This is a genomic window from Collinsella bouchesdurhonensis (genome assembly GCF_900155365.1).
In the GTDB taxonomy this organism is placed as follows: domain Bacteria; phylum Actinomycetota; class Coriobacteriia; order Coriobacteriales; family Coriobacteriaceae; genus Collinsella; species Collinsella bouchesdurhonensis.
The window spans coordinates 290,635-306,331 of record NZ_LT699738.1 but is presented as its reverse complement, the minus strand read 5'-3'; the positions used below and the strand labels follow the sequence as shown (position 1 = coordinate 306,331).

The window sequence follows — 15,697 nt, the reverse complement described above, 5'->3', positions numbered from 1 at the left end:
GGATCATGCATCATGGTCGGCTGGTTGAGTTCGGCGGGCAGAGCAGAAGGTTCGAGGAAGCCTTGATGATGGGAAGATCGGACAGTTAGCGAAGAAAGGGTGCGGCACCTTTGCAAAACGGTGAAACCCGAAAGAAATTAGTCGTGAAATCCTAAATTTAGTTGTTGTGAAAAACACCCGGCGATTCCCGTGCCCCGCGATCAAGAAGGGGCCCGTGCGGGCCCCTCTCGCAGCGCTGTCTACACTCCGCTGACTAGTTGCCCAGCAGCCTCGCCAGCAGTTCGGCCTCTTCCTCCGGCCAATACCCTTCTTGAGTTTCGGCTCGGATTGCCTCGAGCGCTTCCTGCTTGGGGCAGGGGTCGGGCCCATATACAAGCTCTTCCAGCCTGTTGCACACAAGCGCGATGTTCACGCACTGAAGAACGTCGGGCGGAAGGCCCGTTGGGTAGTCGCTGCTCTTGAGCGTGCTGTGGTGATATCGGACGATTGCTTCGACCAGCTCGTCGTTCAACCCGCTGATAATCTCCAGACCGCGAATGGTGTGTTCGTTTAAATTGGGGTCGGTATCATCTTTATGGGCAATCTCGTCGCTGCATGCGATAAAGCCGATATCCCTCAACATGATGCCCACGCGCAGCTTTTCCGCGGCTTTGTCGGTGACGGCGGAGACCATGGCCAGGTGTTCTGCAAGGTTGGCGCATCTTCTACTGCTTGTGACAGATCCTGGGCGTCTGTGTTCCAAGGCAGTCAAAAAAGCGGTGATCGCGCTGTTGAGCGGAATCATTTTAGAAGTGTCTTCACTTGCTGTGAGCAGGGCCTTTATCCTCATAATGAGTTCGACCTGCTTAAATGGCTTTGTCAAAAAGCCATTAGCTCCCGCCTCGATCGCCCTAAAGCGGTGCGAGTCCTCGTTGAGAACGGTGAGCATGAGGATTGGCAGGTTGCGGAATTGCGGCATTGAGCGCAAGCGTTCGCAAACTTGAAATCCGTTGAGACCGGGAAGCATGACATCAAGCAAGGCGAGATCTGGATTTTCACGTTCTGCAACTTCGAGAGCCTGCTCGCCATCAACGGCCGAAACAACGTCGTACTTATAGTTCTTTAAGACCTCTGTGGTAAGAATCAAGCTCGGTGCGTCGTCCTCAACAACCAAGATTTTCTGCATTATCATCCTCCTTTGTGGTCTCGGCATCCATGGGCAAAATCATATGGACTGTGGTTCCCCCTCCGGCGGTATCTTCAATCCATACGCGTCCGTGATGCAGGGATACGATACTTCTTGTGATAGCAAGGCCAAGCCCGACGCCTTCGTATATGCGCGTATAGCTATTGTCGGCTTGCTCAAAGGCAAGGAATACCTGTTCCTTCATGTCATCTTCGATGCCGATGCCATTGTCGATAACCTTGATTTCAACCATGTCGCCCTTAGCCGAGCAGCAGGCGACTGTAATGGATCCGCCGTGCGGCGTGAACTTAATGGCATTGGCGATGAGATTGATGAGCACCTGGCGCATCTTGGACTCATCCCAGCGTACAGCCAAATTGCCGTTAGGAAGGGAGATGACCTCAGTCAGAGCCAGGTCTTTCTCATTTGCCTGGGGATGCATGGTTGCGGCAGTGTCTTCGATGAAGCGCTTGAGGTCGACATCGGTATACGTAACCTTGTTTTTATTAGTATCGATCCGTACAAGGTCAAGCAGGTCGTTGATCAATCCAAGCAGATGATTGCCGCTCTGGATGATGATGCCAACGTAATCATGCTGCTTCTCGTTCATCTTGCCGGCAAGTCCATCCTGAAGAAGCGATGAGAAGCCGATGATTGAGTTAAGGGGCGTTCTTAGCTCATGCGAGATATTTGCAAGGAATTGTGACTTATATTGGTTGGTCTCGCGCAGCTCTGCGATGGTGGTCACAAGCTCTTCGGTACGCTTGTCGACTTTTTCTTCGAGTCGCTGATTCTCGCGGGTCAAAGCGTCTGCCATGGCATACAGATCATCGGCTAATTCGGCAAATTCGCGAGGCAGAATCGCGCGGTTGCGAATGCTTTCAAGCTCCGGGAATTCTCCTGTCGAAACAGCCTTGGCGTTGGCCTCAAGACTTGCGATTGGCTTGGTGATGATGCGCGTGAGCACGTTTCCAATCAACGCCGCCGAAAAGAGAATGACAACAAAGGCAATTCCCAGTGTCGTGAGAAGTGATGTAGAGATTCCTGGAATGCTTGTAACGGGCATTCCTACGCCCAAGTTGGCGATGACGTCGCCGGCTTGGTTTTCCATCGATCCGGCAACGACGACTCCGACTTTTCCGTCATCCATCGTTACAACGCCGCGCCAAGTGTCACCATCGTTGACGGCATCGACGAGGCCCTGCATCTGTTGCGTACCGGCGGGATAGAAGAACGCGGAGTCTTCCGTCTGGATATTCGAGCAGATTCTCATGCCGTCGGAAGTGCCAATTGAGAGATACGCGTCGGATACGATGGATGAAAAATCGCTGAGTAGCTGTTGATTGTTGTTCAGAAGGTAACCTTCGACGATGGCTCCCATAAATGTGCTGTCTGGCGAGTAAATCGGGTATGCCACAATACGAACGTACGCGTCGTAAAGGGAATGCGTCTCATCGATGTGAATCTCGGCGTTCTCTTTGAATGAGGGGTAGCAAACAGAGAGCTCCTGTTTTGAGATGAGCTCCGTGCTGGTGATTGCATCAGTTTGCTTTCCCAAAGTATCGAGGAGTCCGGAGAGGGGCCATTCGGTTCCGGCGGGTTGCGCATTGCTCGCTAGCACGATGCCTTCGCTATCGACGGCGAGAGTGTAGGGGGTTCCCATATCGATGGGCGCACAGCGATTGAGCACCTTGGAGAGCTTCTTCTCATTTCTGTTGGCAAAGTAGCCATTGATGTCCTCATAGGAGAGGACTTCGCTAATGCGCAGAATCTCCGAGGTGTCTTTGAGCTCCATTCGGTCGTAGGCGGTTTGAAGCGCAACCTGAAGGCTGGAAACGGTATTGTCGACGGATGCGGACCTAAGAAGGACCGCGCCGACAATTGCAAAGAGGGCAAGCGCGACCGTCAGGACGAAGGCCATGCTTATGTTGATATAGGTTGAGATCTTCAGACGACGTTTCACAGGAGCTCCAACCCCAAAATCGCCAATTGGGTTCTATTGGTTAGGCCGGTCTTCTTCAGGATGTTCCCGATGTGCAATTTGACGGTATGCTCAGTGATAACAAGCTGATCGGCAATCTGCTGGTTGGAAAGGCCAGTGCAGACGAGCCTGAGCACCTCTCGCTCGCGTTTGGTAAGGCCCTCGAGTATCTCTGCCCGTTGTTCTTGATAGACGCGGTTACCGCTCTCGGGGCCGCTTTCGTTGCCGGCAAAATCAAAAGCGAGCGAGTAGGCGCTGTAGATAACCTTTGCACGTTCGACAAAGTCGAGACGTCGCTGGTGATCGGTGCCGTTCATGAGGCTACCGAGAGGGTCGGTGCTGTCGCTTGCGCCTTCTCGTGCGGGTTTGCGGTCGACAATCTGCAGATAATACGTGGGGCTTGCGTCTGAAGAAGGCAAGTACTGGGTGGGAACGGTGAGCCTGCCAATGGCGATGAGCTGACCGTAAGGGCAGGTATATACCTGGAAGGGCTCAGGGGCCTTGATGACCCTTTCGCAATATGACTGGCAAAAGCTGTTGGACTCGCAGCGCTTGCTCATGCACATCGGGCTGCCGTTTGACTCGATGGTGAGTCGTTCTTCTGCCTTGCTGTCGAAAAGTCGAATGCTCGCCGAGAAAAATCCGGAGTATTGGTCTTGTACTTGCTGGAGCTTGGCTAGAAAACGCAGCGCGTTATGTTCTTGATCTGCCACTCGGTCTCCAAACTGTGCGTAAGGGCTTGCGATTCTGCCGTACGCGATATTCAATGATTTGAATCATTGCAATTATGTTTCATGGCGCTTTATAGGGAGCATTAAAAACCGTAATGGTGGAATATCGTCGGTAAGTGGACCGCGGTATTTAAAATTGCTTCTCATTTGCACTTTTTGGGGCGTGGCGACAGCAAAACCCTTTGATTGATAGGCGAACCGCAACAAATAGGCTGGTTAACGGGCTTTATAAAACCATCTAGTGGTATTTCTGGCTGAGGTCAGCGTTTTAAGATCTGCAAGGACGGTTTGCAAGATGCTAGAAAAATCGCCTCATCTACCCCCCCCGATTTTGGCCCGGGTTAATAAAAACCTAAACTAAAGTTCTAAGTTCTTCAAATGCGCTAGGACTAAAGGACTACTCCACAGTAGAAATTCGGCAGAAGTCTGAACGAAAAGCCAATTACAATCGCTTGGTGATTCCTCTGTAATGGAACCTGTCAGACCCGAGGAGCGAATGTCCTCGGGAAGGAAAGCTCTGTAGGAGGAATCATGCAGGAGTCTTTGGTACTAGAGATGCTCGAGACCGGCAAGACCGCGACCTGGCCTGCCGATAGTGGCACTCAGCAAGGCGACGAGTTCGTCGAGAAAGAAGTGAAGGGCGTTCCCTCCACTGACCGCACCAAGCGCATGAAGGAACGCTTCATGAACGCCAAGTGCAAGATGGACATGGAGGCCCCGATCGCTTACACCAAGGCATGGCGTGAGTATGAGGGCAAGCCGCTTTACGTCCGTCGCGGTCTGTCCTTCAAGTACATGCTTGAGCACCTCACTCCGGTTATCCGCGAGGACGAGCTCATCACCATGTCCAAGACCCGCTATGACCGCGGTGCTACCCAGGTTCCGCAGTTCGCTACCGACTTCATGATTTCGTTCCTGACCCAGGCCGAGGATCAGAAGGAAGAGGCTAAGCTCTATTCCGTCGAGGGCGGCGACGAGGCTCACACCGTGGACGAGGAAGGCTGGACCCCCGTTGGTCAGCTCTTCTCCATCCGTGAGGAAGAAGTCCAGCCGATGCTCGACGTCTTGGACTACTGGAAGACTCGCTGCGTCGAGAACGTCTCCGAGGACTGGATGAAGACCGCTTTTGACGGCTATGAGGATTACATCAACGCCAAGAAGGTCGGCCTGTTCCCCGGTTCCGGCCTGCACGCTGGCTGTGACGGCCGTTGGATCCCGGCTTACGACGTCGCTCTGGGTGGCTTCAACAAGGTTATCGAGCAGTGCAAGGAGAACATTGCCAAGACCGTCGTGACCACCAAGGAGGTCGCCGACAAGGTCTTCTTCTGGCAGGGCTGCATCTACGCTTGCGAGGGCGCTATCGCTTGGGCAAACAACTATGCCAAGGAGGCCCGTCGTCTCGCTGAGACCGCCGAGGAGCCCCGCAAGACCGAGCTGCTCGAGATGGCTGAGCGCCTTGAGCACGTTCCGGCCGAGCCTGCTCGCAACTTCATGGAGGCCCTCCAGGCCCTGTGGACCGCTCACATCCTCGTTATGTCCGACTCCCTCGCTCTGGGCGTTTCCCCCGGTCGTTGGGGCAAGCTCCTCGAGCCTTACTACGAGAAGGATCTCGCAGAGGGCAAGATCACCAAGGAGCAGGCGCTCGAGGCCATGGAGCTCATCCGCATCAAGTGCTCCACCGAGGAGTACATCACTCCGTCCCTGTGGGCAGCAATGGCTTCCTCCAACTCCTTCATGAACATGGCAGTTGGCGGTCTCGACCCCGTGACCGGTCAGTGCACCGACAACGAGCTTGAGGAGCTCATCCTCCAGGCCGGTATCAACATGCCGACCCCGCAGCCGACCCTTTCCATCCTGCTCTCCAACAAGACCAGCGATAGCCTCGCTCTCAAGGCCGCCGAGTGCACCAAGGCCGGTAACGGCTATCCCGCATGGTACAACTATGAGCAGATGGTTGAGCACAACCTCTGGTGCTATGCCGACGAGAATATCACCCTCGAGGACGCTCGCAACTGTGCACTTTCCGGCTGCGTCGAGAACGGCCTCGCCGGCACCGGCCACCCGATCGCTCACCCCGCTTTCTACAACGAGGGCAAGACCATCGAGCTCGCTTTGCACGAGGGCGTTGACCCCCGCACCGGCATCAAGGTCATGGAGGGCATCAAGCCTGTCAAGACCTATGACGATCTGTGGAACAACTTCGTGACCATCCGTGAGCACTTCATGAAGGTCTACATGCGCTACTGGAACGAGGTCGTGGCCTGCCAGCGCGATATCCACCCGAAGATCATGGGCTCCATCCTGATGCATGACTGCATCGAGAACGGTCGCCCGGTCGACAACCTCGGTTGCCGCTACAACGCTTCCGTTACCCTTCTTGACTCCGGTACCGTCAACGTCGTTAACGGCCTCGCCGCTATGAAGAAGCTCATCTGGGATGACAAGAAGTACACCATTGACGAGTTCATGGATGCTATGGACCACAACTTCGGCTTCGTCCTCGGCGCCGAGAAGGGCAACTTCTCCATGCTCAACCAGGAAATCGATCCTGAGAAGCACATGAAGTACGCTCAGATTCACCGCGACATCCTCAACGCCCCGAAGTTTGGCAACGATGACGACTATGTCGACGACATCTTTGTCAAGGTGTGGCAGGACTACGATCGCGTCACCGGCTCTGAGATCACCTACAACGGCTACAGGTGGATCACCGCTGCTCTGTCCATCTCCGCTCACGGACCTCACGGCCGCGTGACCGGCGCTACTCCGGACGGCCGCCTCGCTGGCGTTACCCTCTGCGACGGCATCCTCTCCGCTTCGCCTGGTACCGACGTCAACGGCCCGATCGCTCTGATTCGCTCCGGCGTTAAGCTTGACTCCACCCCGTTCGCCTCGGTGCAGCTCAACATGAAGTTCCATCCCTCTGCGATTCGCGGCGACGAGGGCTCTAAGAACTTCGTCGAGTTCATCCGCAGCTACTTCCGCATGGGTGGCTATCACGTCCAGTTCAACATCGTCGACTCCAAGATGCTCCGCGATGCTCAGGACAAGCCGCAGAACTATCGCGATCTGATGGTCCGCGTTGCAGGCTTCTCCGCCTACTGGAACGAGCTTGGTAAGCCCATCCAGGACGAGGTCATCGCTCGTACTGAGTACGAGAGCCTCTAAGCGTTGCATAAGTGTGGCGCCCGGTGTGTTTGGACGCTAGCCGGGCGCCACCTTTTGAGCACGCTCTCATCTATCAACGGGAGATACCGCCCCTGTCTTGGATCGAGCGCTTCTCCCATCCTACCCCTAGGAGTAATAGAGATGGAAGCGAATTCTAACACCGGGAATTCCAATCTGAAATTCTCCGGTTGGTCTGTTACCGTCGCCGCCGTCGTCATTGTGCTTTGCCACATGATGGTTCGCGGATCCTTTGCAACTCTCATCCAAGGCATGTGCGCAAGTACTGGTTGGTCTACGGGTGTTGTTTCTCTGGGCTCGTCCCTCTTCATGGTCTTCTACGGAATCTTTGCATTCCTGACCGGTACTTATATCAATAAGCTCGGTCCCCGCAAGACCTACCTGCTCCACGGCTGCATCATGGCTGCCGGCCTGTTCCTTTGCAGCTATTCCACTGAGCCTTGGCAGTACTGGCTCTTCTACGGCGTCATCGCTGGTATCGGCTCCGGTGCTTTCTGGGCCCCCGTTACCTCGATGGTTCGTCAGTGGTTCATCGATAAGCTCGGTATCGCGATGGGCCTGACCACCGCTGCCGCCGGCGCTGCTATGTGCCTTGGCCCGATCGTGTCCATGAACCTCATCGCTGGCCAGTCCTGGCAGACGATGATGAGGGTCTTCGCAATCATCCTCATCGTCGGCATCGGTATCGCTTCTCAGTTCACCATTATGAAGCCCGAGGATGTGGGCCAAAAGCCGCTCGGTTTCGATGCTTTCATGGCTCGCCAGGCTGCTGCTTCCGAGGGCACCGAGAAGAAGACCGAGGAGTTCTACGTCCCCTTCAAGTGGGCTGTTAAGCACAAGGCTTTCTGGATTCTCTCCATCCTGTGGTTCTGCTCCAACTTCGCTGAGTTTATCGTCTTCTCCCACGCCATTCAGTACACCACGGGTGACCTGGGTTATGACAAGATGACCGCTACGTATATCTACTGCCTGATCGGCCTGGTCTTCATCTTCAGCGCTATCGCAGTCGGCGGTTTCACCGATAAGCTCACCGCCAAGATGGGCGATCCCCTCAAGGCTCGCAAGCGCGTCTTGACCTTCTCATACATCGGCTGCGCTGCCATGGCTCTTTGGCTGAACTACGGCGTGCGCCTGACCGCCGATGGTGGCAGCGCTGTCTGGGCCTTCGTCGTGTACGCAGTTGTCTTTGGCTTCTTCTACGGCATCTACATTCCGTCGATTGCCGGTACGGTCGGTGTTGTCTTTGGTCGCAAAGAAATGCCGCAGTGCTGGGGCCTCGTCTCCCTCCTCGGCATGGCCGGTGGCGCAGGCCTTGGCCCGTACATCGCAGGCTTCCTGCGCGACGTTACGGGCAGCTACTTTGTTGCCATTTGGCTGGCAACGATTTTCTATCTGCTTGCCCTGGTCTTCGTGAACATCGTCAAACAACCCACTCGTGAAGAGGTTTGGGGAGAGTAGCAACAGACTACATCCTGCCCCTCTGGCGCACCCGGGCAGACTGCTCGGGTGCGCTTTTCACTAGCAGCCCTGATCTGGAAGGAACAAATGATGAAGACTGAAGACGGTAAGCTCCAAGCGATGATTTTCGATGTCCAGAGCTTTTCTACCCATGATGGACCCGGCATCAGGACGAACGTCTTCTTCAAGGGTTGTACGCTGCGCTGTCCCTGGTGTGCAAACCCCGAATCCCAGAAGGGCACCCCACAGCTCCTCTACACCAAGATGAAGTGCGTGGGCTGCATGTTCTGCGCCAAGGTCTGCCCCCATGGCGCAGTGACTGCGGTGACGGACCCCGAGGAAATCGCCAAGTACGGTCATGTTCGCCACGATCGCTCGAAGTGCGACAAGTGCACCACTCATGAGTGCGTGAACGCTTGCTTCCAGGAAGCGCTCTCGGTTGCCGGCGAGCTCATGACCGTCGATGACGTTATGGCAAAGATCGAACGTGATTCGGTTGTCTACGGAGCCAAGGGCGGCGTGACCGTTTCTGGTGGCGATCCGCTGCTTCACCCCGATTTCCTCGAGGAGCTTCTCCGCAGGTGTCATGAAAAGGCATACAACGTTGTTCTTGAGTCTGAGCTCTGCGTTCCGCCCGAAAACCTCGAGCGCGTGATGCCCTACATCAACCTGTATTACACCGACTGCAAGATTATCGATCCCGAGGCGCACAAGCGCATCATGGGAGCGAGCAACGATGTGATTCTCAAGAACCTGCGCTTGATTGGCGAGCGTTGCCCCGAGCGCATGGTGCTCAGGACTCCCATCATCCCCGGATATACCGATTCGGACGAAAACATCGACGGTATCGCGAAGTTCGCCGCCGAATGCCACTTCCCGACGATGAACATCCTGCCCTATCACAAGCTTGGCGTTACCAAGCATGAGCGCTTGGGTTCGACGTACCTGCTTCCCGATGTTCAGCCGCCCAGCGATGCGCGCATGCGCGAGCTGGCCGATATCATCGAGAGCCACGGCGTGAAGTGCATCATCAACTAGGTTAAGACTGGAGACCAACATGGATATCAAAGATTTTTACCGTGAGGTTGACGGCATCTACGCCAACGAGGACTGGGAAGCTGCAGAGGAGCTGTTCAACACTGCGATGGAGCAGACGGTTGGCAACCCCGAGATGCACGCCGTTGTCCAAAACGAGATGGGTGTTTGCTTTATGAAGCGCGGCATGCACCTCGAGGCGATTGACGCCCTTTCCAACGCTGCTGCTTACTTTGCTTCGGCCCACGGTCCAAAGAGCAATGAGGTCGTGAGCATCAAGACCAACCTTGCACGCGTGTACAGCGCCATGGCCGAGCATCAGAAGGCTCGCGAGATTCTCATGGAACTCTGCGAGGTGTTGGGTGAGGATCCCAGCCCGTTGCTCTACGATGCCTGCGTCGGTATTGGCCATGAGTCGCGCCTGATGAGCGATTTCGAGACCGCGATCAAGTATCTTGAACGCGCAAAGGAGGTCGCACGTGCTTACGGCCAGGGCGAGCCGCTCATCGCCTGCCTCTTTGATTTGGGCGCCGTGCAGTTCGAGCGCGGTTATCGCGGCGAGGCCGTAAACGCCCTTTCGGAGGCGCTGGACCTTTGCAGGCAGCAGGGCATTCTCGATACCGAGTTTGGCCAGGGTGTCCAGGCGTTCTATGACGAGATGAGCAAGTCCGCTTGCTGCGGCTGCTCTAGCTCGCTCGCTCAAGACCCCATCACTATCGAAAACGAGTAGCTCTCACTTTCTTTACGTATAGTGTTTGGCGGCCTTCCCCGAGTTTGCGCCGTGTCCCTCTTTTAGGCTTCTTGCTTCGTGGGCAGACCTCCATTCTGCTATATCTTAAAGCGCAGGCGTGATCGTGCATGTACCTCGCACGGTCACGCCTGCCTCATTTTGTATGGGGTGCCGGTGATGGTGCTGGATTTGCTTCGATGCCCTTCATCATTCTTGTATGCCCACCCCGTAGCTCCTCTTGAGTGGATACAATAGACAAATGGTTCTATTTGATTGCCAAAGGGGGTCGTGATGGCAGAGGCCGGCGTCGGCGTCGATATTGTTCAGATTTCTCGCATGGAGCGTATCCGCCAGGTTACGCCTGGGTTCTTCGCTCGCGTTTTCACGACCGAGGAAGTTGAGTTTTGCGAAACCTCCTCTCGCCCCATGGCTCAGTATGCTTGTCGCTTTGCTGCCCGCGAGGCGGTGCTCAAGGCGCTGGGCACGGGCTTTAAGGGCATTGGTCGCAAGGATGTTTCGGTTACGGCTGGGCAAAATGGCCGTCCCGCGGTTCTTTTGGTCGGACGGGCAAAAGAGCTGGCGGAGGAGCGCGGCATTGTTGAGTTTGCGCTCTCGCTTTCTGCAACGGGCGATCTTGCCATCGCCAATGCCATGGCCCTGACCGAAGAGACGCGCCCTAAGGCAAAACAGACCGCACAGGATGAAAAACAGCGCATCGCGCAATCGTTTAGGGAGGCGCGCTCGGTTCTCGACGAGCTCGAGCGCGTCCAGAGCGGCGATGAGGCTCTTGAGAATGAGGAGCGCTAGATGAAGCCGATTTTGAACATCGAGGAAGTTACTCGACTCGAAGACATTATCGAGCGCGAGGGCACTTCGAAGGCAGAGCTTATGGAGCACGCAGGAGAGCTTCTCGCTTCGGTTGTCGAAGCCGAGCATCCAAGCCGTGTGCTCGTGTTGACCGGTTTTGGCAACAACGGCGGTGACGGTTGGGTTGCTGCGGATATTCTTCAGCAGAAAGATATCCATGTCGATGTTGTCTCGCCGGTCGATCCGAGTGAGATTCCAAGTGCCCTTGCACGTCATGTCGCTCGCCGCACCGCTGGCCGTGACGTCAACGTGGTCATTGGTCCCTCGCGCGACGAGCTGATGGAGCTTGGCGAGCAGGCGGACGTGATCGTCGATGCCATTTTGGGGACGGGCTTTCACGGCGCGCCCCGTCCTCCTTTTAGCATTTGGATTCCAGCCGTAAACGAACTGTCTTCGTTTGTTGTTTCCGCCGATGTTCCCTCGGGCCTCAACGCGCAGACGGGCGTTGTCGAGGACTGCTGCATTCGTGCCGACAAGACGCTGACGATGCTTGCCCCTAAGATTGGTCTCTATAGTGGTGACGGCCCCGAGTACGTGGGCGACATCCAGGTAGGCGAGCTGTACGACAAGCTTGACGAGGTGATTGGCGACGTCGATCACGCAGCCGAGATTGTCCAGGCAGGCGACCTCATCGACTACATCACCGGTCTTCCGGCTTCAATTGACAAGTATTCGCGTGGCTCCGTTCTGGTAGTTGCAGGTTCTGCATCTTACCCCGGCGCTGCCATGATGGCGGCGAAGGCGGCGGCGCGTGCCGGCGCGGGGTATGTGGCGGTGGCCGCCCCCGATGCTTGCGCCAACCTTATTCGCATGGCGCTTCCTTCGGTTCCGGTTCATGCTATTCCGTCCGATTCTCGCGGTGCGTTTGGCGCGGCCGCCCGCTCCATCGTGTGCGAGTTTGCAAAGAAGTACGACTGCGTGCTGTGCGGCCCTGGTATGACGACAAGCGCGGGCTGCATGCAGGTTGTGACCGGCCTGCTTGAGCTCGATGTTCCTCTGGTGCTCGATGCCGACGCCCTCAACTGCCTTTCGCGCATCGCAATCGATGGCATTGAGAAGACCCCTGACATGTATCGTCGCGAGGCGCCGCTTATTATGACCCCGCACTATCGCGAGCTTTCGCGCTTGGTGGGGGAGGAGGACGAGGTCTACGATCTGGGCACCGCTATCGATGCCGCCCAGAAGATTTTGTGGGCCGGCGGGTCGGACAACATGGTTATCGTCTGCAAGGGGCCAACCACGGCGGTTGTTGGCGTCGAGCGCGTTTTGATTCCCGCAAGCGGCCCTGCCTCTCTTGCCACGGCGGGCTCGGGTGACGTTCTTGCCGGTATCATTTCCGGCACCATCGCCACGCTCCATGCTGAGGTCGACGTGTGGGAGCTCGCTCTTTCCTACGCAGTCTCGATTCATTCGTATACCGGTTTTGCCGCTGCTGCCGAGTATGGCGAGAAAAGCGTGATCGCCACGGACCTTATTGACTATATCGGCGAAGCCATGCAACTGGTGGAGAACGAGGCGCTTAAGGACTTGGGCGCGCTCGATTCCGAGGGGGAGTAAGATGGCCATCTCAAGGCTGCCGCAAGACCGCTGGTCCTGGGTCGAGATCAACCAAGGTGCGCTGCGTCGCAACACGCGCGCATTTAAAAACCTGCTGAACCCACGTCAGCGCTTGTGCTGCGTGGTCAAGGCCGACGCTTACGGCCACGGTGCCGTTGCCTGCGCCAAGATCATGTATGCGACCGGTGCCGATATGTTTGCTGTAGCCACGGTCAAGGAAGGCATCGAGCTGCGCGAAGGCGGCATCGTATCGCCCATCCTGCTGTTGAGCGAGCCTCCTGCCGAGTCTATCGACCTGCTGCTCGAGCATGACATCATGCCTTCGGTCTATACCTTTGAGTTTGCTCTTGCGTATGGCGAGCGTGCGTCGCAGCTGGGTAAGATTGGCAAGTACCATATGGTTATCGAGACGGGCATGAATCGCATTGGCGTGCATTACGCGGATGTGATCGAGTTCCGCCGTTCGATCCACTTCCATCGCGGTATTCAGTGCGACGGCGTGTTCACGCATTTTGCCACCGCCGACGAGCAGAGCGGTTGGGACTACAAGCTTCAGTGCAAGCGCTTTGACGAAGCAGTTGCTGCCATGAAAGATGCCGGCTTCGAATGCGGCATCGTTCACTGCGACAACACGCCAGCGTCTATCTTGGACCCGTCGACCCATTACGACATGATCCGTGCGGGCATCGGTCTATATGGCCTGCAGCCCTGCGAGACAACGCGTCCGATCTTCCCGCTCGACCCAGTAATGAGCGTTCGCGCTCGCGTAACGCGTGTGGCGCATCCTGCCATGGGCGAGGGCGTGGGTTATGGCTTTACCTATCGCGTGCCCCGGACGCGCGTGCAAATCTGCACGCTGCCGATTGGCTATGCCGACGGCCTCTCGCGCACCCTTTCCAATCGCATGGACGTTCTCTATCAGGGCGAGCGCATTCGTCAGGTGGGCAATATCTGCATGGATCAATGCATGGTCGCCATCTCCGAGACCTCGATGGGCCGCATGCCCGAGGCGAACTACGGGGACGTGATGACCATCATCGGTCGCGATGGCGATGCCGAGATCACCATGGACGAGATGGCGCGCTTGCGCGGAACCATCAACTACGAGGTGGCATGTGGCTTTGGCATGCGCCTCGACAAGGTTTACGTGTAGAGGTCGCTCATGGGTGTCATGCAGATTCCGGGGCACACGCGCCAAAAGCCGCGCGAGGTAACGCTCGACGAGATTCGGGCGGTGCTTGGCGACTGCCGCCTGTGCCAGCTGTGCCAAACGAGGACCAAGATCGTCTTTGGCACGGGCAATCCTCATGCACGTGTGATGTTTGTGGGCGAAGCGCCGGGTCGCAATGAAGACCTGCAAGGAGAGCCCTTTGTGGGCGCTGCGGGCGAGGACCTTAACGGCATCCTGTCTTTGGCGGGTCTGACGCGCGAGGAAGTCTATATCGCCAACGTGCTCAAATGTCGTCCTCCGGGAAATCGCAATCCACGTCCAGAAGAAGTGCTTGCCTGCTCGCCGTTTTTGCGCGAGCAGATCCGAAGCATCTGGCCGGACGTTATCGTTACGCTGGGAAATCCTGCGACGCATTTTGTCCTTAAGACCGAGATAGGCATCACGCGCCTGCGCGGGCGCTTTCATCAGATGGGCCACTTTGTAGTCATGCCTACATTCCATCCCGCCGCTGCCCTGCGCAACCCGGAATGGCAAAAGCTACTGGAACAGGACTTTTGCATGCTGGGAGACTACCTGGCGCGCCACGCGGCATCTACGGTGGACAACAATAAGGAACAGGAAGCGGAGAGATAGATGCTCAAACGAATAGAAGCTCTGCGCTATGAGAGTGCGGGCGCGGCAGATACCGAGCATCTCGGCGAGCTTGTGGCACCGGCGCTCGCGGATGGCGACATCCTTGTGCTCACGGGCGGCCTTGGCGTGGGCAAGACGCACTTCACCAAGGGCGTGAGCCGCGGCCTTGGCGACGAGCATCCGGTGACGAGTCCCACGTTTGCCCTGATGGCCGTGCATGATGGCGGCAGGATCCCCCTGTTCCATTTTGACCTGTATCGCCTTGAGCATGCTTATGAGCTGGAGGATACCGGCATTTTTGACGTGCTGGGATATGAGGGCGCCTGCCTTCTTGAATGGGGCGAGCAGTTCCAAGACGAGCTGTGCGACGAGTACCTCTCGGTTGTGATTTCGAGAGATGCGGATGACGAGAATAAGCGTACGGTTGTTTTAAAGCCGTACGGTGCGAGAGCAGAAGAGCTGGCTAGGCAGATTGACAAGGCTGTAAAAGATGACGCTGAATAGCAAACGCGCCCTTACCGTGGCGATTGATACTTCGACCGATATGCTGGTCTGCGCCCTGCGCTGGACCGATCTTGAGACGGGCGAGGAGCAGATGCTTTCTCGCGACCATATGTGCCGGCGCCACGCCAACGTGGAGCTGGTGAACGCCGTGCAGGCGGCGCTTACCGAGGCGGGGTTTGGCATCGCCGATGTCGATGCCATTGTTGTGGGTCGCGGCCCGGGCTCCTTTACAGGCGTGCGCATTGGCATTTCCACGGCAAAGGGTCTGGCCTGCGGAGCAAATGTACCGCTGTTGGGGGCCTCGACGCTCGACGCTTGTGCTTGGACCGCCTGGCGTGCGGGCGAGCGCGGCCTGGTGGGCGTGCTCGCCGATGCCATGCGCGGCGAGGTTTATCCAGCGCTGTATCGCATTGACGAGACGGGCCCACAGCGCCTGTTTGACCGCGAGCGCGTGGTTAAGGCCGCTGTTGCTTTGGACGAATGGCGCGAGCGTGCCGACTGGGCAAAGATTCGTCTGATGGGCGATGGCCTTGTCCGTTATGGCAAACTGCTTGCCGAAGACGAAGCCGCCCGTTGCTTGGAGCGTTCGCTGTGGTGGCCCTCGGGGGAGGGCTTGTTGCGCAGCGAGGCCACGGGTGACGGTGACCCGGCGGGTGTGCTGCCCATCTACACGCGCCTG

The 15,697-nt window shown here is 56.9% G+C and carries 13 protein-coding genes; 10 read left to right on the top strand and 3 right to left on the bottom strand.

Features of this window, described 5'->3' with window-relative positions; translation table 11 throughout:
• Window positions 1–253: 253 nt before the first annotated feature.
• Genes BQ9843_RS01980 through BQ9843_RS01970 form a run of 3 tightly spaced genes read right to left on the bottom strand, consistent with a single transcriptional unit; the run spans window position 254 to window position 3,859 of the window.
• Window positions 254–1,165, bottom strand: a complete 912-nt coding sequence (locus BQ9843_RS01980; RefSeq protein WP_075843661.1) for a response regulator — start codon at window positions 1,163–1,165, stop codon at window positions 254–256.
• Complete coding sequence (locus BQ9843_RS01975; protein ID WP_075843660.1) at window positions 1,143–3,128, bottom strand: HAMP domain-containing histidine kinase; 1,986 nt, start codon at window positions 3,126–3,128, stop codon at window positions 1,143–1,145. The genes BQ9843_RS01980 and BQ9843_RS01975 overlap by 23 nt, the downstream gene beginning before the upstream one ends.
• On the bottom strand, window positions 3,125–3,859 hold the full coding sequence (locus tag BQ9843_RS01970; RefSeq protein ID WP_022387533.1) for a LuxR family transcriptional regulator: 735 nt from the start codon (window positions 3,857–3,859) through the stop codon (window positions 3,125–3,127). The genes BQ9843_RS01975 and BQ9843_RS01970 overlap by 4 nt, the downstream gene beginning before the upstream one ends.
• A gap of 549 nt (window positions 3,860–4,408) precedes the next feature.
• Here BQ9843_RS01970 and BQ9843_RS01965 point away from each other — a divergent pair.
• The 10 genes from BQ9843_RS01965 to tsaB form a co-directional block, all read left to right on the top strand.
• Complete coding sequence (locus BQ9843_RS01965) at window positions 4,409–7,045, top strand: indoleacetate decarboxylase (RefSeq protein WP_075843659.1); 2,637 nt, start codon at window positions 4,409–4,411, stop codon at window positions 7,043–7,045.
• A 141-nt stretch (window positions 7,046–7,186) separates the two neighbouring features.
• The gene (locus tag BQ9843_RS01960) at window positions 7,187–8,521 is read left to right on the top strand and encodes an MFS transporter (RefSeq protein WP_075843658.1); all 1,335 of its coding nucleotides are present in this window, start codon (window positions 7,187–7,189) and stop codon (window positions 8,519–8,521) included.
• A 90-nt stretch (window positions 8,522–8,611) separates the two neighbouring features.
• Window positions 8,612–9,559, top strand: a complete 948-nt coding sequence (locus BQ9843_RS01955; protein ID WP_075843657.1) for an indoleacetate decarboxylase activase — start codon at window positions 8,612–8,614, stop codon at window positions 9,557–9,559.
• Window positions 9,560–9,578: 19 nt separating this feature from the next.
• Window positions 9,579–10,286: a tetratricopeptide repeat protein gene (locus BQ9843_RS01950; RefSeq protein ID WP_075843656.1), complete on the top strand. Its 708-nt coding sequence runs from the start codon at window positions 9,579–9,581 to the stop codon at window positions 10,284–10,286.
• A gap of 291 nt (window positions 10,287–10,577) precedes the next feature.
• Complete coding sequence (locus tag BQ9843_RS01945; protein WP_075843655.1) at window positions 10,578–11,093, top strand: holo-ACP synthase; 516 nt, start codon at window positions 10,578–10,580, stop codon at window positions 11,091–11,093.
• On the top strand, window positions 11,094–12,710 hold the full coding sequence (locus BQ9843_RS01940) for a bifunctional ADP-dependent NAD(P)H-hydrate dehydratase/NAD(P)H-hydrate epimerase (RefSeq protein ID WP_075843654.1): 1,617 nt from the start codon (window positions 11,094–11,096) through the stop codon (window positions 12,708–12,710).
• Window position 12,711: 1 nt separating this feature from the next.
• A complete protein-coding gene (alr, locus tag BQ9843_RS01935; RefSeq protein WP_075843653.1) occupies window positions 12,712–13,863 on the top strand; it encodes an alanine racemase in 1,152 nt (383 codons plus the stop codon).
• A 9-nt stretch (window positions 13,864–13,872) separates the two neighbouring features.
• Window positions 13,873–14,514, top strand: coding sequence for a uracil-DNA glycosylase (locus BQ9843_RS01930; protein ID WP_075843652.1), 642 nt, complete (start codon window positions 13,873–13,875; stop codon window positions 14,512–14,514).
• Window positions 14,515–15,018 (top strand): tRNA (adenosine(37)-N6)-threonylcarbamoyltransferase complex ATPase subunit type 1 TsaE, encoded by a 504-nt coding sequence (tsaE, locus tag BQ9843_RS01925; RefSeq protein WP_075843651.1) that lies wholly within the window; start codon window positions 14,515–14,517, stop codon window positions 15,016–15,018.
• Window positions 15,005–15,697 (top strand): tRNA (adenosine(37)-N6)-threonylcarbamoyltransferase complex dimerization subunit type 1 TsaB (gene tsaB, locus BQ9843_RS08840; RefSeq protein ID WP_230205538.1); only part of this gene is annotated, 693 nt, incomplete at its 3' end. The genes tsaE and tsaB, both read left to right, overlap by 14 nt.